20 protein-coding genes, 1 tRNA gene and 1 pseudogene are annotated in these 19,800 nt (G+C 69.4%); 15 read left to right on the top strand and 7 right to left on the bottom strand.

Annotation, left to right across the window (positions count from 1 at the left end; all coding sequences use genetic code 11):
• Positions 1-7 precede the first annotated feature (7 nt).
• From ACIOC1_RS04505 to ACIOC1_RS04460, 10 genes are all read left to right on the top strand, one after another.
• A complete protein-coding gene (locus tag ACIOC1_RS04505; protein ID WP_401852018.1) occupies positions 8-694 on the top strand; it encodes an HAD family hydrolase in 687 nt (228 codons plus the stop codon).
• A complete protein-coding gene (locus tag ACIOC1_RS04500) occupies positions 691-2,385 on the top strand; it encodes a hypothetical protein (RefSeq protein ID WP_401851833.1) in 1,695 nt (564 codons plus the stop codon). Before ACIOC1_RS04505 ends, ACIOC1_RS04500 begins: the two co-directional genes overlap by 4 nt.
• Positions 2,382-3,332, top strand: a complete 951-nt coding sequence (locus ACIOC1_RS04495; protein WP_401851831.1) for a thymidylate synthase — start codon at positions 2,382-2,384, stop codon at positions 3,330-3,332. The genes ACIOC1_RS04500 and ACIOC1_RS04495 overlap by 4 nt, the downstream gene beginning before the upstream one ends.
• Positions 3,329-5,053 carry a carbamoyltransferase gene (locus tag ACIOC1_RS04490; protein WP_401851828.1) on the top strand — a complete coding sequence of 575 codons (1,725 nt, stop codon included), beginning with the start codon at positions 3,329-3,331 and terminating at the stop codon, positions 5,051-5,053. Before ACIOC1_RS04495 ends, ACIOC1_RS04490 begins: the two co-directional genes overlap by 4 nt.
• Complete coding sequence (locus tag ACIOC1_RS04485) at positions 5,050-6,099, top strand: hypothetical protein (protein ID WP_401851825.1); 1,050 nt, start codon at positions 5,050-5,052, stop codon at positions 6,097-6,099. Before ACIOC1_RS04490 ends, ACIOC1_RS04485 begins: the two co-directional genes overlap by 4 nt.
• 45 nt (positions 6,100-6,144) lie before the next feature.
• On the top strand, positions 6,145-6,660 hold the full coding sequence (locus ACIOC1_RS04480) for a topology modulation protein (protein ID WP_401851822.1): 516 nt from the start codon (positions 6,145-6,147) through the stop codon (positions 6,658-6,660).
• A 43-nt stretch (positions 6,661-6,703) separates the two neighbouring features.
• Positions 6,704-7,549 (top strand): class I SAM-dependent methyltransferase, encoded by an 846-nt coding sequence (locus tag ACIOC1_RS04475; protein WP_401851820.1) that lies wholly within the window; start codon positions 6,704-6,706, stop codon positions 7,547-7,549.
• A complete protein-coding gene (locus ACIOC1_RS04470; protein ID WP_401851817.1) occupies positions 7,546-8,322 on the top strand; it encodes a phosphotransferase in 777 nt (258 codons plus the stop codon). The genes ACIOC1_RS04475 and ACIOC1_RS04470 overlap by 4 nt, the downstream gene beginning before the upstream one ends.
• A 198-nt stretch (positions 8,323-8,520) precedes the next feature.
• A complete protein-coding gene (locus ACIOC1_RS04465) occupies positions 8,521-9,519 on the top strand; it encodes an NAD-dependent epimerase/dehydratase family protein (protein ID WP_401851814.1) in 999 nt (332 codons plus the stop codon).
• Positions 9,520-9,668: 149 nt separating this feature from the next.
• Positions 9,669-10,445 (top strand): 3-deoxy-manno-octulosonate cytidylyltransferase, encoded by a 777-nt coding sequence (locus tag ACIOC1_RS04460; protein ID WP_401851811.1) that lies wholly within the window; start codon positions 9,669-9,671, stop codon positions 10,443-10,445.
• A gap of 16 nt (positions 10,446-10,461) precedes the next feature.
• On the opposite strand, the gene ACIOC1_RS04455 is transcribed toward ACIOC1_RS04460, so the two are convergent.
• The 5 genes from ACIOC1_RS04455 to ACIOC1_RS04435 form a co-directional block, all read right to left on the bottom strand.
• Positions 10,462-10,890, bottom strand: a complete 429-nt coding sequence (locus ACIOC1_RS04455) for a hypothetical protein (protein ID WP_401851809.1) — start codon at positions 10,888-10,890, stop codon at positions 10,462-10,464.
• 44 nt (positions 10,891-10,934) lie between these two features.
• Positions 10,935-12,680 carry a mobilization protein gene (locus ACIOC1_RS04450; protein ID WP_401851807.1) on the bottom strand — a complete coding sequence of 582 codons (1,746 nt, stop codon included), beginning with the start codon at positions 12,678-12,680 and terminating at the stop codon, positions 10,935-10,937.
• Positions 12,680-13,351 (bottom strand): hypothetical protein, encoded by a 672-nt coding sequence (locus tag ACIOC1_RS04445; protein WP_401851805.1) that lies wholly within the window; start codon positions 13,349-13,351, stop codon positions 12,680-12,682. Before ACIOC1_RS04445 ends, ACIOC1_RS04450 begins: the two co-directional genes overlap by 1 nt.
• A 259-nt stretch (positions 13,352-13,610) precedes the next feature.
• Positions 13,611-14,525 (bottom strand): DUF2637 domain-containing protein, encoded by a 915-nt coding sequence (locus tag ACIOC1_RS04440; RefSeq protein WP_401851802.1) that lies wholly within the window; start codon positions 14,523-14,525, stop codon positions 13,611-13,613.
• 209 nt (positions 14,526-14,734) lie between these two features.
• Positions 14,735-15,688 carry a hypothetical protein gene (locus ACIOC1_RS04435; RefSeq protein WP_401851799.1) on the bottom strand — a complete coding sequence of 318 codons (954 nt, stop codon included), beginning with the start codon at positions 15,686-15,688 and terminating at the stop codon, positions 14,735-14,737.
• Between the two features lie 1,019 nt (positions 15,689-16,707).
• On the opposite strand from ACIOC1_RS04435, the gene ACIOC1_RS04430 reads away from it, so the two are divergent.
• Positions 16,708-16,781, top strand: a tRNA-Ala gene (locus tag ACIOC1_RS04430).
• A gap of 81 nt (positions 16,782-16,862) precedes the next feature.
• On the opposite strand, the gene ACIOC1_RS04425 is transcribed toward ACIOC1_RS04430, so the two are convergent.
• Both ACIOC1_RS04425 and ACIOC1_RS04420 read right to left on the bottom strand, forming a co-directional pair.
• The gene (locus ACIOC1_RS04425) at positions 16,863-17,405 is read right to left on the bottom strand and encodes a DUF6368 family protein (RefSeq protein WP_401851796.1); all 543 of its coding nucleotides are present in this window, start codon (positions 17,403-17,405) and stop codon (positions 16,863-16,865) included.
• Positions 17,406-17,534: 129 nt separating this feature from the next.
• Entirely contained in the window at positions 17,535-17,972 is a 438-nt protein-coding gene (locus ACIOC1_RS04420) for a DUF4259 domain-containing protein (protein WP_401851794.1), read from the bottom strand.
• A 373-nt stretch (positions 17,973-18,345) separates the two neighbouring features.
• Here ACIOC1_RS04420 and ACIOC1_RS04415 point away from each other — a divergent pair, with 373 nt between their 5' ends.
• From ACIOC1_RS04415 to ACIOC1_RS04400, 4 genes and pseudogenes are all read left to right on the top strand, one after another.
• Entirely contained in the window at positions 18,346-18,816 is a 471-nt protein-coding gene (locus tag ACIOC1_RS04415) for a hypothetical protein (RefSeq protein ID WP_401851791.1), read from the top strand.
• A gap of 53 nt (positions 18,817-18,869) precedes the next feature.
• A complete protein-coding gene (locus tag ACIOC1_RS04410; RefSeq protein WP_401717289.1) occupies positions 18,870-19,130 on the top strand; it encodes a CopG family transcriptional regulator in 261 nt (86 codons plus the stop codon).
• Positions 19,127-19,570 carry a type II toxin-antitoxin system VapC family toxin gene (locus ACIOC1_RS04405; RefSeq protein WP_401851788.1) on the top strand — a complete coding sequence of 148 codons (444 nt, stop codon included), beginning with the start codon at positions 19,127-19,129 and terminating at the stop codon, positions 19,568-19,570. The genes ACIOC1_RS04410 and ACIOC1_RS04405 overlap by 4 nt, the downstream gene beginning before the upstream one ends.
• A gap of 18 nt (positions 19,571-19,588) precedes the next feature.
• Positions 19,589-19,783: pseudogene (locus tag ACIOC1_RS04400) on the top strand (aminotransferase); the annotation flags it as partial.
• Between the last annotated feature and the right edge of the window lie 17 nt (positions 19,784-19,800).

Raw genomic sequence — 19,800 nt, 5'->3', positions numbered from 1 at the left:
CGTGGTGATGACGCATGCCCCTCGGCCGGACCGGGGCGCTCCAGCGCCCTTACCCCTGCCCGTCTCTAAGCTCATTCTCTTCGACCTCGACGGAGTTCTCGTCGACACCCTTCCTGTGATGCGTTCCGCGTGGCAGGCGGTGTGTGCGCAGCATGGGATCGACATCCCGTTCCGCTCGTACGCAAAGCACTTGGGCCGCCCCTTCTCCGACATCATGGCGACGCTCGGCGTTCGACAGATCGAGGAAGTGGCGAGCACCTACGATGCCGTCTCGACGCGCGACGCCCACCTGGCACGGCCGTTCCCCGGCATCGAAGCCGCGCTGCACACCATCACGGCCGGTGGTCAGCGAATCGGAGTGGTGACCTCGAAGCCCCTGGCGCGAGCCGTCCCCCTGCTGGAACGCCTCCGCTGTCCGTTCTCGGTCGTCCGCGCACCGGGACGAGAGCGGGGCAAGCCCGCCCCCGACACCCTGCTGGCAGCCCTCGTCGAGACAGGGACCGATCCGGCGGACGCGACCTACGTGGGTGATATGGCCGTGGACCAGGAGGCGGCCCGGCGCGGCGGCCTCCGCTATGTGCACGCGGGCTGGGGATACGGCGAGCCGACGGCGCCGGAGCCCCTTACGGCCCACGAGCCCGCCCAACTGTTCGGGCTGCTGCGCGATTCGCTCGCCCCTGAGGAAGCAGCGTGAGCATCACAGAGCAGGTAGACGCGCTGATGCTCGCCATGGAAGAGGAGTACGGCGACGTGGTCAGGACGCCCGGCGGCGTCAGTTGGCTGCACACCCATCACGTCCCGGTCCGTCGGCTGGTGACACGCGTGGTCAAGCGGCTGACGACCGAGGCCCTGGGCGACGACGGGACAGGCCACGAGCTGGTGGTCGCCCGTCACGACCCCGCGCTCGGCTATGTGACCTACCACGTCTCCGACGCGGGCGTGGCCTACCTCCTCGACCGCTCAGCGACAGCAGCGCCCGATGCGACAGAGGAATACCTGCCCGTTCGGACGTCGGCTGAGCAGCAGCATCCGCCGATCGCCCAGACGCCTGTGTGCGCGGTGTCCTGGTCGTCCCGCCATGTCGAGACGATGCTGCCCGTGTTGTCCGACCTCGCCCGTCGAGGTACCGCAAGCACCGTGCTGGATCTCGCCACGGACGCGAGTCACGCCGTTCCCAACCTGCGGCACTCGATGATCTCTGTTCTGCGGATGCCCCAGGAGTTGCTGGCCGCCAACGGCGGACCGCCCGCCCACGTCCTTCGTGAGGTGCGCAGCGAACGCACCACACGAGTCGGGCAACACGCGTTCTCCGTACGGAAACTGGCCGAACTCGCCATGCGCGTGCTGCTGCGCAGCGCGGACGCCACTCAGCCGTCCTGGGCGGCGGCGGTCAGGATCGAGAACTGGTTCGACTCCGTACTTTCGCGGCTGCGTCCTTCGGTCCTCTTGTGCAGCAACGACACGAGCCCGGCCGGTGCCCTCGCGGTTCGAGCGGCTGAGCGTGCGGGCGCCGACACGGTCTACGTCCAGCACGGGGCGTGGGTGGAGGGGCAGGTCGCCTGGCGGGCGCAGCACTGCCGGCACATCGCCGTCATGGGAACCCGCGACGTGATCACCGCGCGGTTGTGGACCCGACGAGCCGACGCCCAGGTCTACGTGGTCGGGCAGCCGCGTTTCGACGTCCTGGCCGACGTGGACCGGGTGGCCCACCGCCGCTACCTGGAGGAGGTCCTGTTGGACCAGGCGCGGGAGGTGCCACCGAAGATCTTGCTGTGGGCCTGCCAGCCATTCCGTGAGCAGAGGCTGCGCAGTCAGTTCGAGGTCATTACGGAGGGGCTGCGGCAAGCGGGGAGCGGATGGGGACTGGTGATCGCCCCGCACCCTGCCCAAGGCGCCGGTGCCTTCGGCCCACTGCTGGAAGCCGCCAACGGCACCGTGGCCCTGGCAGATCCGGCCGTCGGGGCTCGCGGCTGCCTGGCCGGTGCGGACGCCTTGATCTCCGCCTCATCCACCTGCGGCATCGAGGCCGTCCTGCTGGACGTACCCGTACTGGAACTCGTGCTGCCGGCGACGCGCACTCTCGGCCTCGCCGACCAACGAGCCGCACTGCGGTGCTCCTCCGGTCGGGACATCGCCACGGCGCTGGGGTTCATCACCGGGGAGTCGGGTTCGGCCCGGGTACCGGCGACCGCCAAACGCGCGATCTGCCATGAGGTCGGCCGCAGCGCCGCAGCCGTGGCGGACATCGTCGCCCAGGCGCTCCCCGAAGCCACCGACGAAGAACAGCGTTCCCCCCACCCGATCGCCCAGGTCGAGGCGACCGCTCCCGACAGGCATGGCCAACCGACTCGGCCCGACACGGCACAAGGAGGTACGACCCGATGATCACGTTCGCAGCGGACAGCGTCGCCGAACTCTTCGCCGGCGCCCTCGGCGCCGCTCGCAAAGGCCAGCGCGTCAGCCCGAGGGGAATGGCGACGCGCGAAGTGCTGGACGTCGGCATCCGGCTGACGAACCCACGTGCGCGCCTCCTGCTCGCTCCTCCGACCCGCGTCCCGAATCCGGCCTTCGCCGTGGCCGAGACGGTGTGGATCCTGTCGGGCTCGGACGCACCGTGGATCTTCGACTTCAACGACCAGCTCGCTCAGTACGCCGACGACGGGATCCTGCGTGGTGCGTACGGGCCGCGGCTGCGTCGATGGGGCGGTTCCGTCGACCAGTTGCGGCGCGTCGTCGAGATCCTCAAAGCGGACCCGGACTCCCGGCGGGCGCTGATCCAGCTCTACGACCCGGCCCGGGACGCGGCAGGCCACCGGGACGTGCCCTGCACGCTCGGATTCCAGTTCCATCTGCGCCACGGCCGCTTGGACATGGCCACGTCCATGCGTGGCCAGGACGTCTGGATCGGTCTGCCGTACGACCTGTTCTTCTACACCACACTCCACGAACTCGTTGCGGGGTGGCTCGGAGTGGAGACCGGCGACTACCGGCATCACGTCGGTTCGCTGCACGTCTACGAGCGCGACATGGAGCGTGCCGCGGCCATCACGTCCGTGACGTCCTTGCCGGAGATGCCCGAACTCAGCATCGGCTGGGACGGGTTCGACGGCCAGCTCGCCCGGGTCCAGGCCGGAGAAGCGACGGGCCACGCCGGATGGGACGCGATGGCCGCCACCATGCACAGTTATCGCCTGTGGAAGCAGGGGCGCCGAGACGACGCGCGGCGTCACGCCGAGAACATCGACGGACCGCTCCACGCGTCCTTGGCGGCGTGGTACGCCAAGCTGGCTCCCGGTCCCGTCCGCCACGGGAACGAGGTGACGCGGCCGTGAGGCGATCACCGTCCGTGGTGCTGGGTCTTTGCGCCTTCACCCACGACTCCGCCGCCGCCCTGTTGGTCGACGGCCGGCTCGTCGGCTTCGTGGAGGAGGAGCGCCTTTCAGGCGTCAAGCACACGAAGGAGTACCCCTCGCTCGCCGTCGACTGGCTGACGGCAGAGACCGGCCTCGCTCCCGCGGACATCGACGTCGTGGCCTACAACTTCCAGGGCCCGCGCTACTTCGCCGCCGTCGCGGAAGCGCCCCGGTGGGCGCTGTCCTCGGCAACCCGGGCGCAGGCCCTCCAGCGCGCCGCCGGATTCGCCAAGGTCGGCGTACGGACGATGCGGCGCCTACGGTCACTCGGCCACCGGTTCCCCCAGGCGCGCGTCCACCCGGTGCTCCACCACCGGGCCCACCAGCTCACGGCCTTCGCGGCGTCGGGCTGGGACGAGGCGGCCGTCCTGGTCGTCGACAGCCTCGGCGAGACGCAGACCACCACGATCGGCCGAGGCCGACTGCACCCGTCCGGTAGGCCGGACGTCGAAGTTCTGCACGCGCTGCGCGACCCCGCCTCGCTCGGCTACGCGTACGGCGCGGTCACCGAACACCTGGGATGGCGGCGCGGCGATGAGGAGGGCACGGTCATGGCCCTCGCTGCCCTTGGTGACCCGGCTCGTTTCCGCGACCTGTTCGAACAGGCGATCCGCACCAGCGGCACCGGGTTCACCCTCGACCCCTCGATCTTCCCTCTGCGCGTACTCAGCTCGGGCCACGCGCGAACCTCGCCCAGGTTCGCCGACCTGACGTGCCGACCGCGTGCGGCCGACGCACCGGTCGAAGCCGTCCACCAAGACCTCGCTGCCGCCCTCCAAGAGCGCACCGACGAGGTCATGCTGCACTTGGCCCGTCGTGCCCGAGAGCTGACGGGTTCGCGACGGCTGTGCCTCGGCGGCGGCGTGGCCACGAACTGCGTCAGCGTCGGTCGGATCGTTGATGCCGGCTTCTTCGAAGAGGTCTTCGTACCGCCGGCTCCTGGCGATGCCGGTACGGCTCTGGGCACCGCGATAGCCGGTCACATGGACCGCAGGGGCACCGGCCCGCTCACCGGGATCGCCGGGGAGTGCTACCTCGGCCCGACGTTCTCGCACACCACGCTCGACCTCGGCCGGTGGCCGACGCTGCACGAGCACCGTCTTCCCGGTGACCCCGCCGAGTTCCTGGCGGACCGACTCGTCGCAGGCGCCATCGTCGGCCTGTTCCAGGGCCGCCTCGAGGCCGGTCCGCGTGCCTTGGGCAACCGCTCCATCCTCGCCTCACCACTCCAAGCGGGGGTGGTGAAGAGGCTGAACGCTACCGTCAAGTTCCGCGAACCCTTCCGGCCCTTCGCGCCGATGGTCACCGAGGAGCGGGCCGACGAGTTCTTCACCCTCGGCCAGCGGGCGCCCTTCATGTCGATGGCGTCCGGCGTCACCGAGGCAGCTCGAGAACGCATACCGGCGGTCGTGCACGCCAACGGCACAGCTCGGCTCCAGACGGTCAGCTCCGCGCAGAACCCCTTCATCCACAGAGTGTTGGAAGCGTTCGGTCGGCGGACGGGAGTCCCGGTGCTGATCAACACATCGCTGAACGTGAAGGGTCAGCCCATCTGCGGCACCCCTGACATGGCGCTCGGCTGCCTCGTCGGCTCGGGTCTGGACGCCCTGCTGCTCGACGGGAGGTGGATCACCAAGTGAAGATCGGATACAGCTTCTGGGGCTTCCTCGGATCGGGGATCACCGACACCCCCGACGGCGGTCGCAGTCACCGCCGCCCCCTGATCGATGCCCTTCTCGCCCGGGGCCACGAGGTCGTCTTCCTCCAGACCGACCGCGACCGTACCGAGGCGGGTGACGACCTCGGCGGCGCGTATTCCTTCGATGCCGTCGGCTTCCCGGACATCGACGTGCTCTTCCTCGAATGGCGATGGCCCGTCAAGGGCCGCAACACCACTCCGTGCGGCACCTCCGACCACACTTGCGACCGCCACCGCCAGGCCGATCTGCTCCGGCGGTACGCCCGTCCGGACGGCGCTCCGACCGTCATCTGGGACAAGGACCGCCAGCTGGGCCAGGATGACCCCTGGCGCCACGCCCCTGGTGTACAGGTGTGCGAGGCCGCACTCGCACCCAGTCCCGGTTCCCGCCGACTGCTCTTCCCCGTGGACGACTCGCTCCTCGACGCGGCCGATCCCGTAGCGCTGGCGGCGCGTCCACGCCCGATCAGCCTCGGCTATGTGGGGAACCAGTACGACAGGGACGCCGCCTTCGACACGTTCTTCGCACCGGCGGCCCTGCACGTTCCCCACCAGGTCGCAGGCAAATGGCCGCGCACATCGGCATGGCCCCGCGTCTCCTTCCTCGGGCGCGTCCCCTTCGCCGAAGTGAACCGTCTTTACGGGCGGTCGCTGGCAACGCTTCTTCTGCTGCCCGAGCGCTACGCCACAGCCGGACAGATGACACAGCGGATCTTCGAGGCGGTGCTGGCCGGCTGCTTGCCACTCGCCCCGTCGAGCATCCGCAGCGTCGAAACGTTCGTTCCCCCGTCCCTGATCGTGCACGACGGCGACGACGTGACGCGTCGGATCAACGAGCTGCGCGCGAGCACTGGTGGCGCGGCGCACGTCGACCTCATCGCCGCATGCGTCGAACGGCTTGAGATCTTCCGGCTCAGTCACCAGGTCGCGGCACTGGAGGCGGTCCTGGCTGCGGCCTTGGACCGCGCGGAAGGGGCAACGCGGTGAGACTTGTCCTGCTCGGCTCGTCCAACCCCTCTACCGTGGAGCACCATGCAGAAGGTCGCCATCGTCGGCTGCGGAGGCAGCGGCAAATCCCACCTGGCCCGTCATCTCGGAGCGGCGCTGCGGGCCCCGGTGACGCACCTGGACGCGGTCTACTTCGACGACGAGTGGAACGCGCTCCCGGCGGAGAAGTTCGCCGCCGCCCAACGCACCCTCGTGGCCGAGCCGCGATGGGTGATCGACGGCAACTACAACTCCACGCTGTCGATCCGGCTCGACGCCTGCGACACCGTCGTGCTCATGGACGTGTCCACCCTCGCCGCTCTGTGGGGCATCGTCTCGCGGCAACTCCGACATGGAGCGGGTCACAAGGGAAACGGCGTCCACAACCGGGTCACGTGGGGCGTGATCAAGTACGTCGCTACCTACCGGCGCAAGATGAGGCCGCGCGTGCTGGCGAAGATCGAGGAGTTCGCTGTCGGCCACGCCGACGTAGTGCTGCTCACCGGTCGTCGACACGCAGGCCGATGGCTAAGCGAAGTCTCGGCCGACCACATGCGCTGACAATTCCCCGTACCGCCACCTACCGATCTGGGAGGTCAAGGCGGTGAACGGCTCCGACAACCCCTTCCTGGCTCCGTCCCTGGAGTCGCTGTACGGCGGCGCCGACCGCCTTGCCGCGCGTACGTCGGCGTTGGGCCTCGCGAAGGTCTCGGGTCGCTCCGTACCCCTCACCATCGCGCAGTTGGCCGTCGAGCACTCGTCGGCGGACACTCCCGTGCGCGTGGTGGCGGACATCGGCTGCGGTCGGGGAACGAGCAGCCAAGTGCTCGTCGAGCGGCTCTGCCCGAGTCGGCTGACCGCCGTCGACGCCTCACGCGCGATGGTCGCCACGGCGCGCGAACGGGTCGGCACGACCTCTGGCTCGAAGACCGACTTCGTACAGGCCGACTTCCATCACCTCCCGCTGAAGGCGGGCACGTACGACCTGGTCAGCGCTGCCTTCTGTCTCTACCATTCGGCTCGTCCTTCGCAGGTGCTCGCCGAGTTCGCACGTGTCCTCGATCGCCGAGGTGTCGTGATCCTGGTGACGAAGAGCGCGGACAGTTACCGTGAACTGGACTCGCTCGTGGTCTCCGCCGGACTTGATCCGGACGCGCTTCACCGCGAAAGCCTCTATGCCGCGGCACACAGCGGCAATATCGCTTCGCTGGCGGCCGGCGCCTTCGATGTCTTGCACGTAGAGCACGAGGAGCACTGTTTCCGGTTCACGGACCTGGCCCACGTGGCCGCCTACGTTGCGACCAATCCCAAGTACCACCTGCCGCCGGGCCTGAGTGGTGATGCAGAGGCCATTTCTGAGGCCCTCCGGCTCAGGCTTCCGGACGTTCCCGTGGCCGCCAGTTCGGTCGTCACCTACGTCGTCGCCCGTCCACCGGGAGCTCGCCGATGACAAGCCGATACACCAAGCGCTACACCAGTGCAGAGCGCTGCCAGACCGCTGTGCGCAACTACACCTGGCTTGCGCAGCATGCGGCTCCTCTGCTGCTGCCGGCTCTTCGTGCGGTCGGTCCCACCAGCCTTGTCTTCGAATTCATCGAGGGTCGGCACGCCGAGCCCGCGGACCTGCCCCGAATCGCAGCTCACATGGGAGACGTGCACGGAGCCGTCTGGGTGGACGACCTGCACCGCGCTCGGCTCGACGCTCCGCACACGCCCGGCCAGGGCCTGGCGCTGGCGGACTACCCAACGTCGCGCAGGCGGGCCTTGGCCGCACGCCACTCGGCCGGGTTCCTTCCGCGCCCGGCCGACCTCGCCGCCGCCCAAGAGCTCCTGACCCGGACGCTCACCGGCCCCGCTGCCTTCTACAAGGACGCCAACCCTCGTAACTTCCTCATCACGGCACACGCCATCGTCACGATCGACGTCGACGACCTCACCCTCGCGCCCTTCGGCTACGACCTTGCCAAGCTGATCGTCACGCTCACCATGACGCACGGTCCCCTCCCCACGACCGCTGTCCGCGAAGCCCTCGACCAGTACAACCGGGCCGCCTCCTTCCACCACCAGAGTCTCGGTCAGACGGACATGGAGCGACTCGCCGCCTGCATGCGCCTGCACGGCATTCTCACCGCTCCGTACCTCGGCAGAGGCGGCTACCAGCAAAGGGTCCCGGGGTTTGGTGCGTCCCCTTCCTGTCACACGAAGCGCGAGGGCACCGAATGATCACCTCGGAGGTCGTCCTCCTACGACACGGCCAAGCGCAGCGGAACGTCAGCGGCGTGGTCCGCGGACGCGCAGCGGGCTGACTGGCCTCGGCCGAGCACAGGGGTCACGAGACCGGCGACCCCGAATCAGCGACGCACGGACGCGCGCTTCTGAACCGCCTTGCCAGATCCTTACCTCACTCATCTGGAGGATGAGATGACCGGAACTACCCAGCCCGGACTGCCGAGACGACACATCCGCCGCGCCGTGGTCACCGGCTCTGCCGGGTTCATCGGCTCCCACCTCGCGCGCGCATTGTTGGAGCAAGGCACCACTGTTATCGGTGTCGACCGACGCGACGAGAACAGTGACCAATCGGCTGCCGCCAACCTGGCACCGCTGATCGGCCAACCCGGCTTCGTGCCCGTGACAGCCGATCTGCTGACCTGTGCCCTCGAACCGGTGCTGCTCGATGCCGACGTTGTCTTCCACCTCGCGGGGATGCCAGGCGTCCGGCCCTCCTGGGGACCTCAGTTCAGCACGTACGTGCAGTGCAACATCCTCGCCACGCAACGCGTGATGGATGCCGCCACCCGGCTCGGTGTCCCGCGCGTCGTGGTGGCTTCCTCATCCAGCGTCTACGGCCTCACGAAGGCCGGGGCCAGCCTGGAGACCGACCACCTACACCCGGCGTCGCCGTACGCGGTCACCAAACTGGCCGAGGAGCAGCTCTGCCTCGCGCACGCGGCCCGGCCCGACTGCCACACCACCGTGTTGGCCCTCCGGTACTTCACCGTCTACGGGCCCCGGCAGCGCGCGGACATGTTCATCCACCGGGCGCTGTACGCGGCCTTCTCCGGCACCCCGCTCCGTGTCTACGGCGACGGGAACCAGCGGCGCGACTTCACTTACATCGATGACGCCGTGTCGGCCACGTTGGCCGCGGCAACAGCGTCGGACGACACCGGCGTGGTCAACGTCGGCGGTGGGACGAACGCCTCCCTCGCCGAGGTGATCCAGCTCGCCGAGCAGCTGACCGGCCGCACCGTCTCGGTCGAGTACTTCACCACCCGCAACGGAGACGTCCCCGTGACACGGGCCGACAGCTCGCGGGCGCTCACCCATCTCGACTGGAAGCCCAGGGTCGACCTGGCGGCCGGTATGGGTGCGCAACTGCAACACATCGCCCGTCGTACCGCCCGCCAAGCCGCCTGACGGAAGGCCCAGCGCCTTTCGACGGCGATCACCGACAGGGCTTCCTGGACGGTCACTTCCGCCGGATCGATAACCCTCCCCGCTCAAGCGACGGCGACGCCACTGGTCGTCGCCCCGTCCCCAGTCACCTCAGCGATAGGAGCCGCGTCATGCCCCCCGCTCTTCGCCAGCTATCTAGTCCGCGCCACATCGCGGTGGTTCCCTGCCGCTGGGGCGCCTCCAGGTTTCCCGGTAAACCCCTCGCGCTCTTGGGCGGGTACCCGCTGCTGTGGCACGTCCACCAACGCTGTCTCGAAGCCCGCACCATCACCGAGGCCGTGGTGGCGACGGATGACGACCGCATCCGTGCGGCTTGTGACGATCTCGGCATTCGCTGCTTGATGACCGGCGAACACGCCACCGGGACGGACCGGGTAGCCGAATGCGTCCAGCATCTGGATGCCGACGCCTTCATCAACGTCCAGGGCGATGAGCCCTTCATCAGCCCTGATGCCATCGACGCGGTATCACTGGCTCTGGCCGAATCGCCATCGGACTTGCTCGTCGTCAACGCCTGTGCGGAACTCCACGCGCCGGCAGCCGTGCTTGACCACAATGTCGTCAAGGTGGTCACGACTACCTCGGGCAACGCCCTGATGTTCTCCCGGCAGCCGCTCCCGTATCCCCGCGACGCCTACCCGGCGTATCTTCGGCAACTCGGCCTGTACGGCTTCACCCCGGAAGCCCTGCGAACGTTTCGCTCCCTACCGCAGGGGCCTCTGGAACGAGCCGAGGGCGTGGAGATGCTGCGCTTCATCGAGCACGGCTACGAAGTCCGAACGGTGCTCGTCGCCGATGAAGGCATAGGCGTGGACACGCCGGAGGATCTGCGCCGGGCCGCCGCTCAGATGGAAGGGGCGCGGCGACCAACCGCACCCCTTCCGTAGATCTCCGTCCCTCCAGTTAGACCTCGGTCTCTATCAACCCGTCCGCATCACAGCGACGGTCGTAGGCGTCGAGCAAGTTGGCCTGGACTGCGGTCGGGTACTTCCCGAAGGCGGCCAGGTACCGGAGGAAGTCGTCGCCGAGCGGATCGACGGTCTCGCCGTACTCTGCCTCCCACTGGGCCGCGAAGGTCGCCGCCCGAGCCTGAATCAGCGGGGCGAAGACACGGTCCAGTTTGTAGTCGTCGCAGGTTGAAACAGCGAGGGGCTCAAGGGCTTCCAGGAAGGTCACGTCGTCCTGTACAGCCCAGTAGGCCACGCCGACAAGTTCCTGCACGGAAACCCGTATGCGAGCGCGGGTGTCGGGGTCTGTGAGCCAGAACGGCGGGGGCGCCTCGGTTCCGGTGTTCGCAGCGTTCGCGGCACTGGTCTCGACGGAGTTGTTCATGCTGATCGCTTCCTTTGCTGGGTGGTGAACGAGGGATTCTCGAATCAGAGGCCGCGGGGGCCGCCCCTGGCCTGTGGGGTGGGGGCCGTGGGCGACGACGTGAGCAGCCCAGGTCCGGCGGCGGTCTGATGGCCGACACTGCGCATGCGGGCGACTTCCGCGCGGTGGTTGGGGATGGGCTGGTGGCCGAGGCGTTGGATGCGTAAGGCGAGGACGGTGGCGGGGCTGCGGGCGGTGTCGAGTTCGCGTTGGCGCGCCGTCCTGCGGAGGAGCTGACGGGGGTCGTGTCCGCGCTGTACGGCCTCGGCCAGGGCTCCGGCCAGGGCAGCCCATTGGGGGTCGGCTGCGATGCGTGCGGCCTGCTCCGGGATGGCGGCGGCGAGGTCGCGGGCGAATCCCTGTTCCGTGCCGCGTGTGGGTGCGTGCCAAGCCAGAGTGTCAAGCGGGCGTTGTGCGGCATGGTCGACCGCTTGTTGGAGGTGGGTGACGGTCTGGCGGGCGGCTTCTGCCTGCTGCTGGTGGTGGCGGCGGGTGTGCCATTGCTGGATGAGCTGGACGGCGAAGATCGTTGCGGCCAGCGCGACGGCGACGATGTCCTCGCCCGGGGTCGTGCCGCTGGTGGCGAGGTAGACGAGGTCGCGTGTGGTCTTCCGGAACTCGCGGGTGGCCTGGTGTTCGGCTTTGGTCTGGGAGACGGTGGCCCGCGCGAGAGCCCGCTCGGCGTGCCGGAGTTGCTGCCTCAGCTCGGGCGGGACCTGCCGGGTGAGGACGGTGAGGCTTTCGTGGAAGGCGACGATGTGCGCCTGGGCGGTGCCGTCGTCTCCTGCGTCGTCGGCGAGGGCCGGGATGAGGTGGGTGTCGATGGCATCGGCGTATGCGAACAGAGGATTTTCAGGCCGTGTACGGCGTGCGGTCGGGTGGTCCTCCGGGGCCGGGTTCGCAGCTAGGCGTTCGCGTGCCTGGGGCCAGGACAGGTCCTTGGCCAGGTCGGAGGCGGCGAACCAGACCGGCTCGCCGTCCTTGTTCACGTCGCCGGGCCGGTTGACCTTGTAGCCGGCGATGTCTCCCGACTCGGTGAAGCGACGGATGTGGACGTTCACTCCGAGGCCGGTCTCCAGCAGGTCGAAGAACCCCTCAGGTGTGGCAGCGTGCGCGAGACCGGTGCGGATCTGCTCCCGCAGCCATTCGCGTGACGACTGTTCCCAGCCGTGCCGCTCCGCCTTGTACACCTCCGCGCTGGAGGGCCGGCGGGAGGCGGTCCTGTCGCCGGACTTCAGACGTCGCAGCCCCAGTTCGCGTTCCAGTTTGCGGCATTCGTCCTGGGCGCGCCGGGCCGCGCCGTGGTCGCGCGGGGCACGGCCGTCCTCGCGTACGTAGGTGGCCATGATGTGGATGTGGTCGGCCGCGTGGCGGACGGCGATCCAGCGGCAGGCCATCTCGTCCCCGTCGGGAGCGATGCCGGTGGCGTGCACGACACGCCGTGCGACCTCGCCCCACTCCGCGTCGGACAGCTCGCGGTCCTCGGGCGCGGTGCGTACCGGGCAGTGCCACACGTGGCCGCCCTTGCGGGGGCGGCCCTCGGCGCGGTGCCGGTTGACCGGTACGTCCAGCAGGTCGGCGAGCCGGGTGAGGGTCACGTCCTGGTCGCGGCCCGGGTCGGGCACCCCGCGGTCGAGCCAGGCGCCGACGAGATGCGGGCCGAGGTGCTCGTCGTGTTTGCCGGAACCGTAGAGGTAGCCGAGCAGGCCCCGGCCGTCGGAGCCCAGCTTCCGCTGGATGTCGGGGACCATCAGGCCGCTTCGTTCAGGCGCAGGGTCACGTCGTGGATCTCGGCCAGGACGTCGTCCAGCCGAGCCAGCGTGTACTCCACCCGGGACGGCTCGATCGGGATGTCCATATGCCCCTGACGAACGAGCTGGTTCAGGTTGTTGCCGAGCGCGTACAGGGCGCGGCCGAGCTCTTCACCGAGCGCGCGCAGGGCACGCTCGTGCGGGAGGAGAGCCGCGATGCGGTACGTGGCGACCGCCACCGTGGCATCCGCTATGAAGCCGGAGAACGACGGTCCGCGTTCGGCGACCGCCTGCTCCACGACAGTGATCTCGGAGGCGGCGAACCGCGTGGAGCGGTGCCGGTCACGCGGTTCGGCGCCGCGTGGGCGTAGGCGCCTGGCCTTCATCGGCCGGCTGTCGGGGTGATCGACGGACAGGCGTGGGCGGTCCAGGGCGGCTACGCCGTCATGAAGGAACGCGGCGAGGCTGACACGGTCGGCGGCGGGCTCTGGTGTGTTCGGCTGATCGGTGTCGGCGTGCGGCGTGACGAACGGGTGCGCGCACGTGGGCTTGTCCGAGTCGCGGCAGCCCCCGGCCTCGACTTCCAGGTCCGGCGCCCCCGCCGGACCCGCTGCCACCCCTGGGGTGGAGGCACCCGCATCCGCGCCGCCAACGGTGGCACGGATGCCCAAGCTTGCTCCCCCGCAAGGCTGGGGGCTGGCTGCTCCGTTGCAGGTCAGTGTAGTTGTAGGGGTGCACTCCTCGCTTGCTCGGTCGTTGGCGTCGTGGTGGCGGGACATGCGGTTCTCCGGGGTTCATCGAGCTTTACGGAGGCGGAGGAGTGCGGCCCTGGGCGGGCTCTGTGGGGGCATGCGGCCGGGGTCGCGTGGAATCCCGGCGCGGGCGTGGCGGCCATCCGGGGCCAGCCGAAGTCGGGCCGCCCCGGCCGGTTCAGTCGGTGCCGGGGTGGGATCGGGCTTCGTCGCTGGGATGGAGGAGCTTGAGTGCCTCGGCTACGCGCTCGTTTCCCGCCGAGATCCCTTGGGCTTCGATGGCCTGACGGGCCAGGGCGCGGGTGACCTGGCCGGAATCCGGATAGGACCGGCTGATGATGTCGGCGAGCTGCTCGATCGACGCCTCGGCCTTGCGTCCGCCACGCCCGGTCCGCGAGCGCTCGCCGGAACTGTCGCTCGCCTTGTGAACAGGGCTTTCCTCAGCGACTGGAGAGGTTGCGTAGTTCTGGCCGGCGGCGTCCGCCAACTCAAGGGCGGGCCCGTCTTCCGCTCCGGCTGCTGCGGTGGACCGGGCGGGCTTCGGAGGCGCTGCCCGCTCCCCGGCCGGAATCATGGCCGGGGCCGCCGGAATCATGGTGGGAGTTCCGGCGGCCGTGCGGCGGCTGTTGCTCTGGCAGCCGATGAGGATGTGCATGTGGGTGGCTCCGGCCAGGGCCAGCGGGGCGATGGCCGACAGGACGGCCACGGTGTGATCGCCGAGGGTCAGGGTGTGGACGCCGGGCTGGTTGAGGCGGACGGCGTGCACAGCGTTGGCCCACAAGCTGGACGCGGTAGCCGCGCCGAACAGGGTCCAGGCGTAGGCGCGGGCGGACCAGGGTGCGTCGCGCAGGACCAGGAGGGCACGGATGCCGTAGGCGATGAACCCGTCGATGACCAGCGGGAACAGGTAGGCCAGGTGCGGACGGATGTGGACGGCGACGGCCATCTGCCGCAGGGCGTCGTACGACAGGGCGCCGCCGGCCAGGCCGAGCACGATCAGCGTGAGCGGGTCCCACCAGGATGTTCGTCGGGCGGAGGCGGTCTCGGCAAGCGGGGTCTGGTGGGCGGGTGGCGGTGGCGCGGTGGTGGGCATGGAGGCTCCAGTCAGGGACGGGCTGGTGGCGGGGTGTTCCGGGGCATGCCGGAGGGAGGCAGGGCGGTGAGGTCGCACACGGGCGTGTCGGCTCCGGTGGGAGTGACCGGCAGCCGACCGCTATCCGCGCGAGTCGGGGCGCGGACGTGGGCACACGGCGGCCTGCCGTCCGCTGAGCGCGGTGGCGGCGGACGGTGCGGTGGGGGGGGTCAGGCTCTGACGGGAAGGACCCGGCCTGGGCCGGTGTTCAGGGCGGCGCGGACCTTGGCCCTGCCCCGGGCGGCAATGCTCGCTCGGGCCGCGATGTCCTCGGTTTGTCCGGGCCGGCGGCCGAGACCCGCACAGGAGCGGCAGACGCCTTCGTGCGGGATCGGGCGGGCGCACGTGCCGCACTCCCCCGCCCAGCGCGGCGTGGCCGGGACGGCCGGTTCCGGCGCCGGAGGAAGTTTGCGGGTGAGGCGGTCGCGCAGGATCGCCGGGGCGCTGTGGACATGGTTGGGCAGGCCGCTGAGGAGCGCTTCGGCCAGGTCGCACTGGCTGTAGCCGCGCTCCAGCCATGGAGTGACCAGCGGCGCGAGGGCGAGGGCTTCGACGGTGCCGAGCCGCAGGCGCGGCTCGGGCCGCAGCACCCGGAACAGCGTGGAGACCGCTTCGCTGACAGCGGCGTCGGCCAGACCTGTCGCACCGGTCCCGTCGGGCTGAACCATGTGCGGCTTCCCCCGCCCGTCCTCCCCCACAACGGCCCCGGCGTCTGCGGGGCGTGACCGCTGGGCGGGGAGGGTGGGTTCTTTGCCACGGTCCTTTACGGGGTGGGCGTCACAGTCATCGGCCGCTGATCGACCGGAGCCCGGACGTACGGCACCCGGTCCCGCCTGCGGGATGTCGTACACGTGGGCTTCGCTGACGAAAGTGCCGTCCGGACGGCGTACCCGTTCGACGCGGTAGTACCCGGCTGCGGTCAGCTCCCGCAGCGCCTTCGCGACCGCGAGACGCCCCTGGGGGCTGGTGTCGGCCATATGGCGGCCGTCCTCGCGCCAGCCGTCGGGCCGGGAGAGGAGGTCGGCCAGCAGGCCGCGGGCGGTGTAGGACAGCCGCCGGTCTTGCAGCAGCGTGTTGGGCAGGACCGTGAAGCCGCGCGCATGGCGGCTACGATGAATCTGCATGGGGAGCTTGGACTCCTTGTGCCGGACCCCGGAGCGTTGGCGCGCTGCCGGGGTCACCCTATTGAGTTCGTCGGTGACAGAACGTACCACGCAAAGCGGGCCCAATCGCCCAGTGCGCGAAAGAAATTGATCACACATCAGGCGGCGGGAGACGGCTGACACCGACTGCTGTTCACGCCGGTCCCCACTGCCAGGGCAGCGGTTCACTGAGGCTTCGTCGGCCACACGTCCGGCGCTCTGGCCGACCGGCGGTGCGGTTGGCCTCTGCCGTGCGCAAGTGGGCTGCGAAGGCGAGGCCCGTGACAGTCGAGACGTAGGCTGGTCCACAGGGCTTCCTCACTCGGCGCCGTATCGACTGGCAGGCCAGCGGCGCCGGGGTAGATCGTTTAGGGCGGTCGTCCGGGAGTCCTTACGGCCCTTGGCGCTCCAACGCCAGGGGCCTCTCCCTCGTCCGGACCCGGTCAGGCGGCCTGAACGTAGGTCGAGCGGGAGAGCAGATCCGCGAGCCGGGCGGCGCTGCGCGGGCTGATCGTGGTGACGTCATGCGCTCCGGCGGGTGGTGCTCCAACGCCACGGGGCCGGGCGGCCGTCGGTCGGAGGTCTGGCTCCCTCCGAGCGGCGGATGACAACAATGATCCGCAGAAAACACGTTTTGCCTGACGGCATTTTCCGGGCTACAAAGCTGACCGGAACACCACACCCTCAGTCGGCCCTCTCCACGACCCCACCGTCTCCCGCATCCATCCCATGTCTCCTCGCTCGCCATCGGCACGACTCGTCAGCAGGAGAAACCCGGTCCTCGAGCCCCCGCGCCGGAGCCGACAGTCCCACACGATCAGGAGCTGGGTCAGACCGGAAATCCGTGATAGAAGCCGATGGCGCAGCCCCGACGGGCTTCGTTCACGTCCGGCGGCCCCGACTCAGCCTCCGCAGGCTGGCCGCACCGAGCGATCCACTATCACGCTCGAACAATTCGGGAGCGGTGGAGTGCAGGTGGCTCGTACGATCGCGAGCGGGATGGGGCTCGTAGCGCAGTGGTCGTCGCGCCTTCACCGCATGTGGGAGGACGCCGGTTCGAATCCGGTCGGCCCCATCCCCTTCCTGCGCGGGATCGGTCTCCTTCCGATCAGCGAAGCTGGGGGCACCTGGGGTCCGGGAAACGTCCTTTTCCCGGCTACTTCAGGAGTCGGAAGCCGGGCTGTTGTACCCACGCCCTGAGGAAGTCGGCTGAGCCGTACGCGGCGAGCCACGGATCGGTCACCGTCGCGACGATGCCCGGAAGGCCGGTCACGATCGGTACCTGGTCCTCCCGTAGTTCGACGTTGGCGATGCCGCCGATCAAGTCCATGACGGCGGCGGTCAGCAGGGCCGCCACGACATGGTCGACGGGACTGTTGCAGAACGCGACGACATCGACGGCGTGGGTCGGAGCGAACCCGATAAGAGGTTCCTGGTCGACCGCATCGGCGTGTTCGGCCTCGAAGACGACCTCGTCGCCGATACCGGATCCCACGAGGGAGACCAAGATGGGCCGACGTCCGTCTTCGCCCGAGGTGTCCGTGACACCAAGGCTCTCCCCGCGGATGTGCACGGTGTACTCGCCCAGCCGCGTCTCCTCAACCCCCACCGAGGAGCGAACCAGGAACTCGCGGACCCGCAGGATTGCCGCGTGCGACGGGGCCTCAGCCAATTCGATCACCAACACAGGTCCGCTCATGGCTCGGAGAGTAGCCAGGTGGGATCGCCGTCCCCAACGAATTACTCAGCGTGCCGGCTCCTCAAACCCGGGCCAGGCCGGGAGCCGATCGTGGCCCGCCTCCCACGGTCCGTGGGTATACGTCACCGGTCAGATCCCGAAAAGGGCCTCTTCTTGCGGCGGTACCGGAGGGTCGAGGACATCACGGAGGCGGGTGATGTCCCGGTGCCACTTCCGCCCTTCCGCAACGTCGTCCCACAGCTCTGCGATTTCCGACGACTCAGCCACCACCTGGTCCAGGGCTTCGACAGCGAGCGTCCGGAGTTCAGCCGAAAGCCCTGGCAGCGGCTCCGACGGACCGTAGTTCGAACACGCGGGTCGGCCGCCCGGCTGCCGCGCGACGACCAAGGCTGCTGCGGCAACGGCTCGCTCGGCGTCAGGGGTCTCAAGAAAATCCCTGGCATCGGCAGCGCGCTTGAGGACTCTGCGGATCATGGGCTCGCGCTCCTCCAGCGCCGCCTCGTCCAGGTCGCCGGCGAAGTCAGCGGCGGTGTCGTTGTCGAAGGGGCCGATGTCCCAGGTACCCACGTGATCTCCTCGCGTAGCATCCCGGGAATCCTCGCAGTGGCCACCGACAGCCGAGCCTGGAGCGTGCCTGCGCCACACAGCAGGCGGCGGGAGGCCATCGATTGGAGCACACGGGCTATACCCTCGACATCGCGCAGCGCAACGGCATCGCGCATGACCGCATACGGGAGATCGCGACAGCCGTTGTCGGGGTACTCCTCTGAGTGCTCCAGCAGGTACAGCGTGCATGCGCCCCGTCCCCACGCCACCCTCACCCGGCTCCTGGCCGCCCTCGACGGCGATGCCCTGGACGCCGCGATCGGCGCCTACCTGGCCGAACGCGGCCACACCGATGCCCGCGCCGTCAGCTCGGCGCCCCGGGGCGGCGATCGCGGTGGACGGCAAGGCGCTGTCCGGGTCCGCGCACCGTCGGCAGCGCCACCGGCACCTGCTGTCTGCAGTCACCCACGCCCTCGCCGTCACCCTGGCCCAGGCTGAGGTGGGGGCCAAGGCCAACGAGACGGCCGCCTTCCGGCCGCTGCCCGAACCACGCGAACTGACCGGCGGCGTGGTCACCTTCGACGCCCTGCACAGCGTCAAAGACCAGGTGCGCTGGCTGGTGCAGGAGAAGAAAGCCCACTACATCGCGGTGATCAAGGGCAATCAGCCGACCGCGTCGGCCCAGCTCAAAGCGCTGCCATGGCAGAAGGTGCCCGTGGCGCACACCGTCTCCCGGGCCGAACACGGGCGGAGTGAGTCCCGCTCGCTCAAGACCATGGCCATCGCACGTGCCAGGGCACCCCGGCCCCCAGTCATCCATGGCCCGGAGGCCAGGGGACGCGTTTCGCAGCCAGGCGCTGCTTAACTATGCCGCCAACCGACATGCACCATTCGTGGCACATGGACTACTCTTGGTACATGCCTATGAAGCGCACCAACGTCTACGCCGACCCGGAAGATCTGGCGATCATCAAGGAAGCCGCCGCCCGGCGCGGGGTCAGTGAAGCCGAGATCATCCGGCAGGGCATCCATCTCGCCGCCATGGCGAACCGCGTCTGGGACGAACCGCTTTTCTCCCGCACCTTTGAAGGTTCGGGGCGTACTCCTTCCAAGGACGACGTCCGCAACGCGGTCGCCGACGGCGTCCGGCGCGAGGGCAACTCCGAGGTCACGGCGTGATCATCGTCGTCGCCGACACATCGGGCCTGCTGGCCGCGCTCGACTCCACGCACCCGGAACACCAGGGGGCCAACGAGGCGATCATGGCTGCCGGACTCCTCGTGATGTCCCCACTGCTGCTCGCCGAGATCGATCATGTCGCGACCCGCGAGCTGGGACGGGAAGCGGCTGTCAGCGCGATCGACGACATCCGGCGGTGGATGCGGACAAGCCGGATCGTCGTGCCGGAAATCACCGAGGCTCACCTCTCAGCCGCACAAACGCTGCGCGCCCGGTATGCCGCGCTCAGCCTCGATCTCGCCGACGCCGTGAACGTCGCACTCGCTGCCGAGTACGACACTGACGCCGTTCTCACGCTCGACCGTCGGGACTTCCGTGCCGTCCGCCCATTGAGCCGGCACAAATCCTTCCGCGTCCTGCCCGACGACCTACCGCTGTAATGAGTGCGTGAAAACGGCGTGGCCTGGGTGACGGGGTCGCGGGAGCTGGTGGCCGCCGTCCGCACCACCAAGCAGTTCCTCACCTACGTCGCCTCCGGGCCCTTCCAGTACGCCGTCGCCGAGGCCCTCGCCCTGCCCGACGCCTACTACGCCGACTTCGCCGCCGACCTCCGCGCCAAGCGCGACCTGCTGGCGGCGGGCCTGCGCGACGCCGCCGACCGCCTCCGCAC

This window comes from Streptomyces sp. NPDC088197, from assembly GCF_044741185.1.
GTDB lineage: Bacteria > Actinomycetota > Actinomycetes > Streptomycetales > Streptomycetaceae > Actinacidiphila.
This window is presented reverse-complemented; position numbering and strand designations above follow the sequence as displayed.

Bases quoted from the DNA above. Each gene is read 5' to 3' on its own strand.
- ACIOC1_RS04505 (WP_401852018.1), top strand. From the start codon at position 8: ATGACGCATGCCCCTCGGCCGGACCGGGGCGCTCCAGCGCCCTTACCC.
- ACIOC1_RS04495 (WP_401851831.1), top strand. From the start codon at position 2,382: ATGATCACGTTCGCAGCGGACAGCGTCGCCGAACTCTTCGCCGGCGCC.
- ACIOC1_RS04480 (WP_401851822.1), top strand. From the start codon at position 6,145: ATGCAGAAGGTCGCCATCGTCGGCTGCGGAGGCAGCGGCAAATCCCAC.
- ACIOC1_RS04470 (WP_401851817.1), top strand. From the start codon at position 7,546: ATGACAAGCCGATACACCAAGCGCTACACCAGTGCAGAGCGCTGCCAG.
- ACIOC1_RS04465 (WP_401851814.1), top strand. From the start codon at position 8,521: ATGACCGGAACTACCCAGCCCGGACTGCCGAGACGACACATCCGCCGC.
- ACIOC1_RS04460 (WP_401851811.1), top strand. From the start codon at position 9,669: ATGCCCCCCGCTCTTCGCCAGCTATCTAGTCCGCGCCACATCGCGGTG.
- ACIOC1_RS04455 (WP_401851809.1), bottom strand. From the start codon at position 10,890: ATGAACAACTCCGTCGAGACCAGTGCCGCGAACGCTGCGAACACCGGA.
- ACIOC1_RS04450 (WP_401851807.1), bottom strand. From the start codon at position 12,680: ATGGTCCCCGACATCCAGCGGAAGCTGGGCTCCGACGGCCGGGGCCTG.
- ACIOC1_RS04440 (WP_401851802.1), bottom strand. From the start codon at position 14,525: ATGCCCACCACCGCGCCACCGCCACCCGCCCACCAGACCCCGCTTGCC.
- ACIOC1_RS04435 (WP_401851799.1), bottom strand. From the start codon at position 15,688: ATGCAGATTCATCGTAGCCGCCATGCGCGCGGCTTCACGGTCCTGCCC.
- ACIOC1_RS04425 (WP_401851796.1), bottom strand. From the start codon at position 17,405: ATGAGCGGACCTGTGTTGGTGATCGAATTGGCTGAGGCCCCGTCGCAC.
- ACIOC1_RS04410 (WP_401717289.1), top strand. From the start codon at position 18,870: ATGCCTATGAAGCGCACCAACGTCTACGCCGACCCGGAAGATCTGGCG.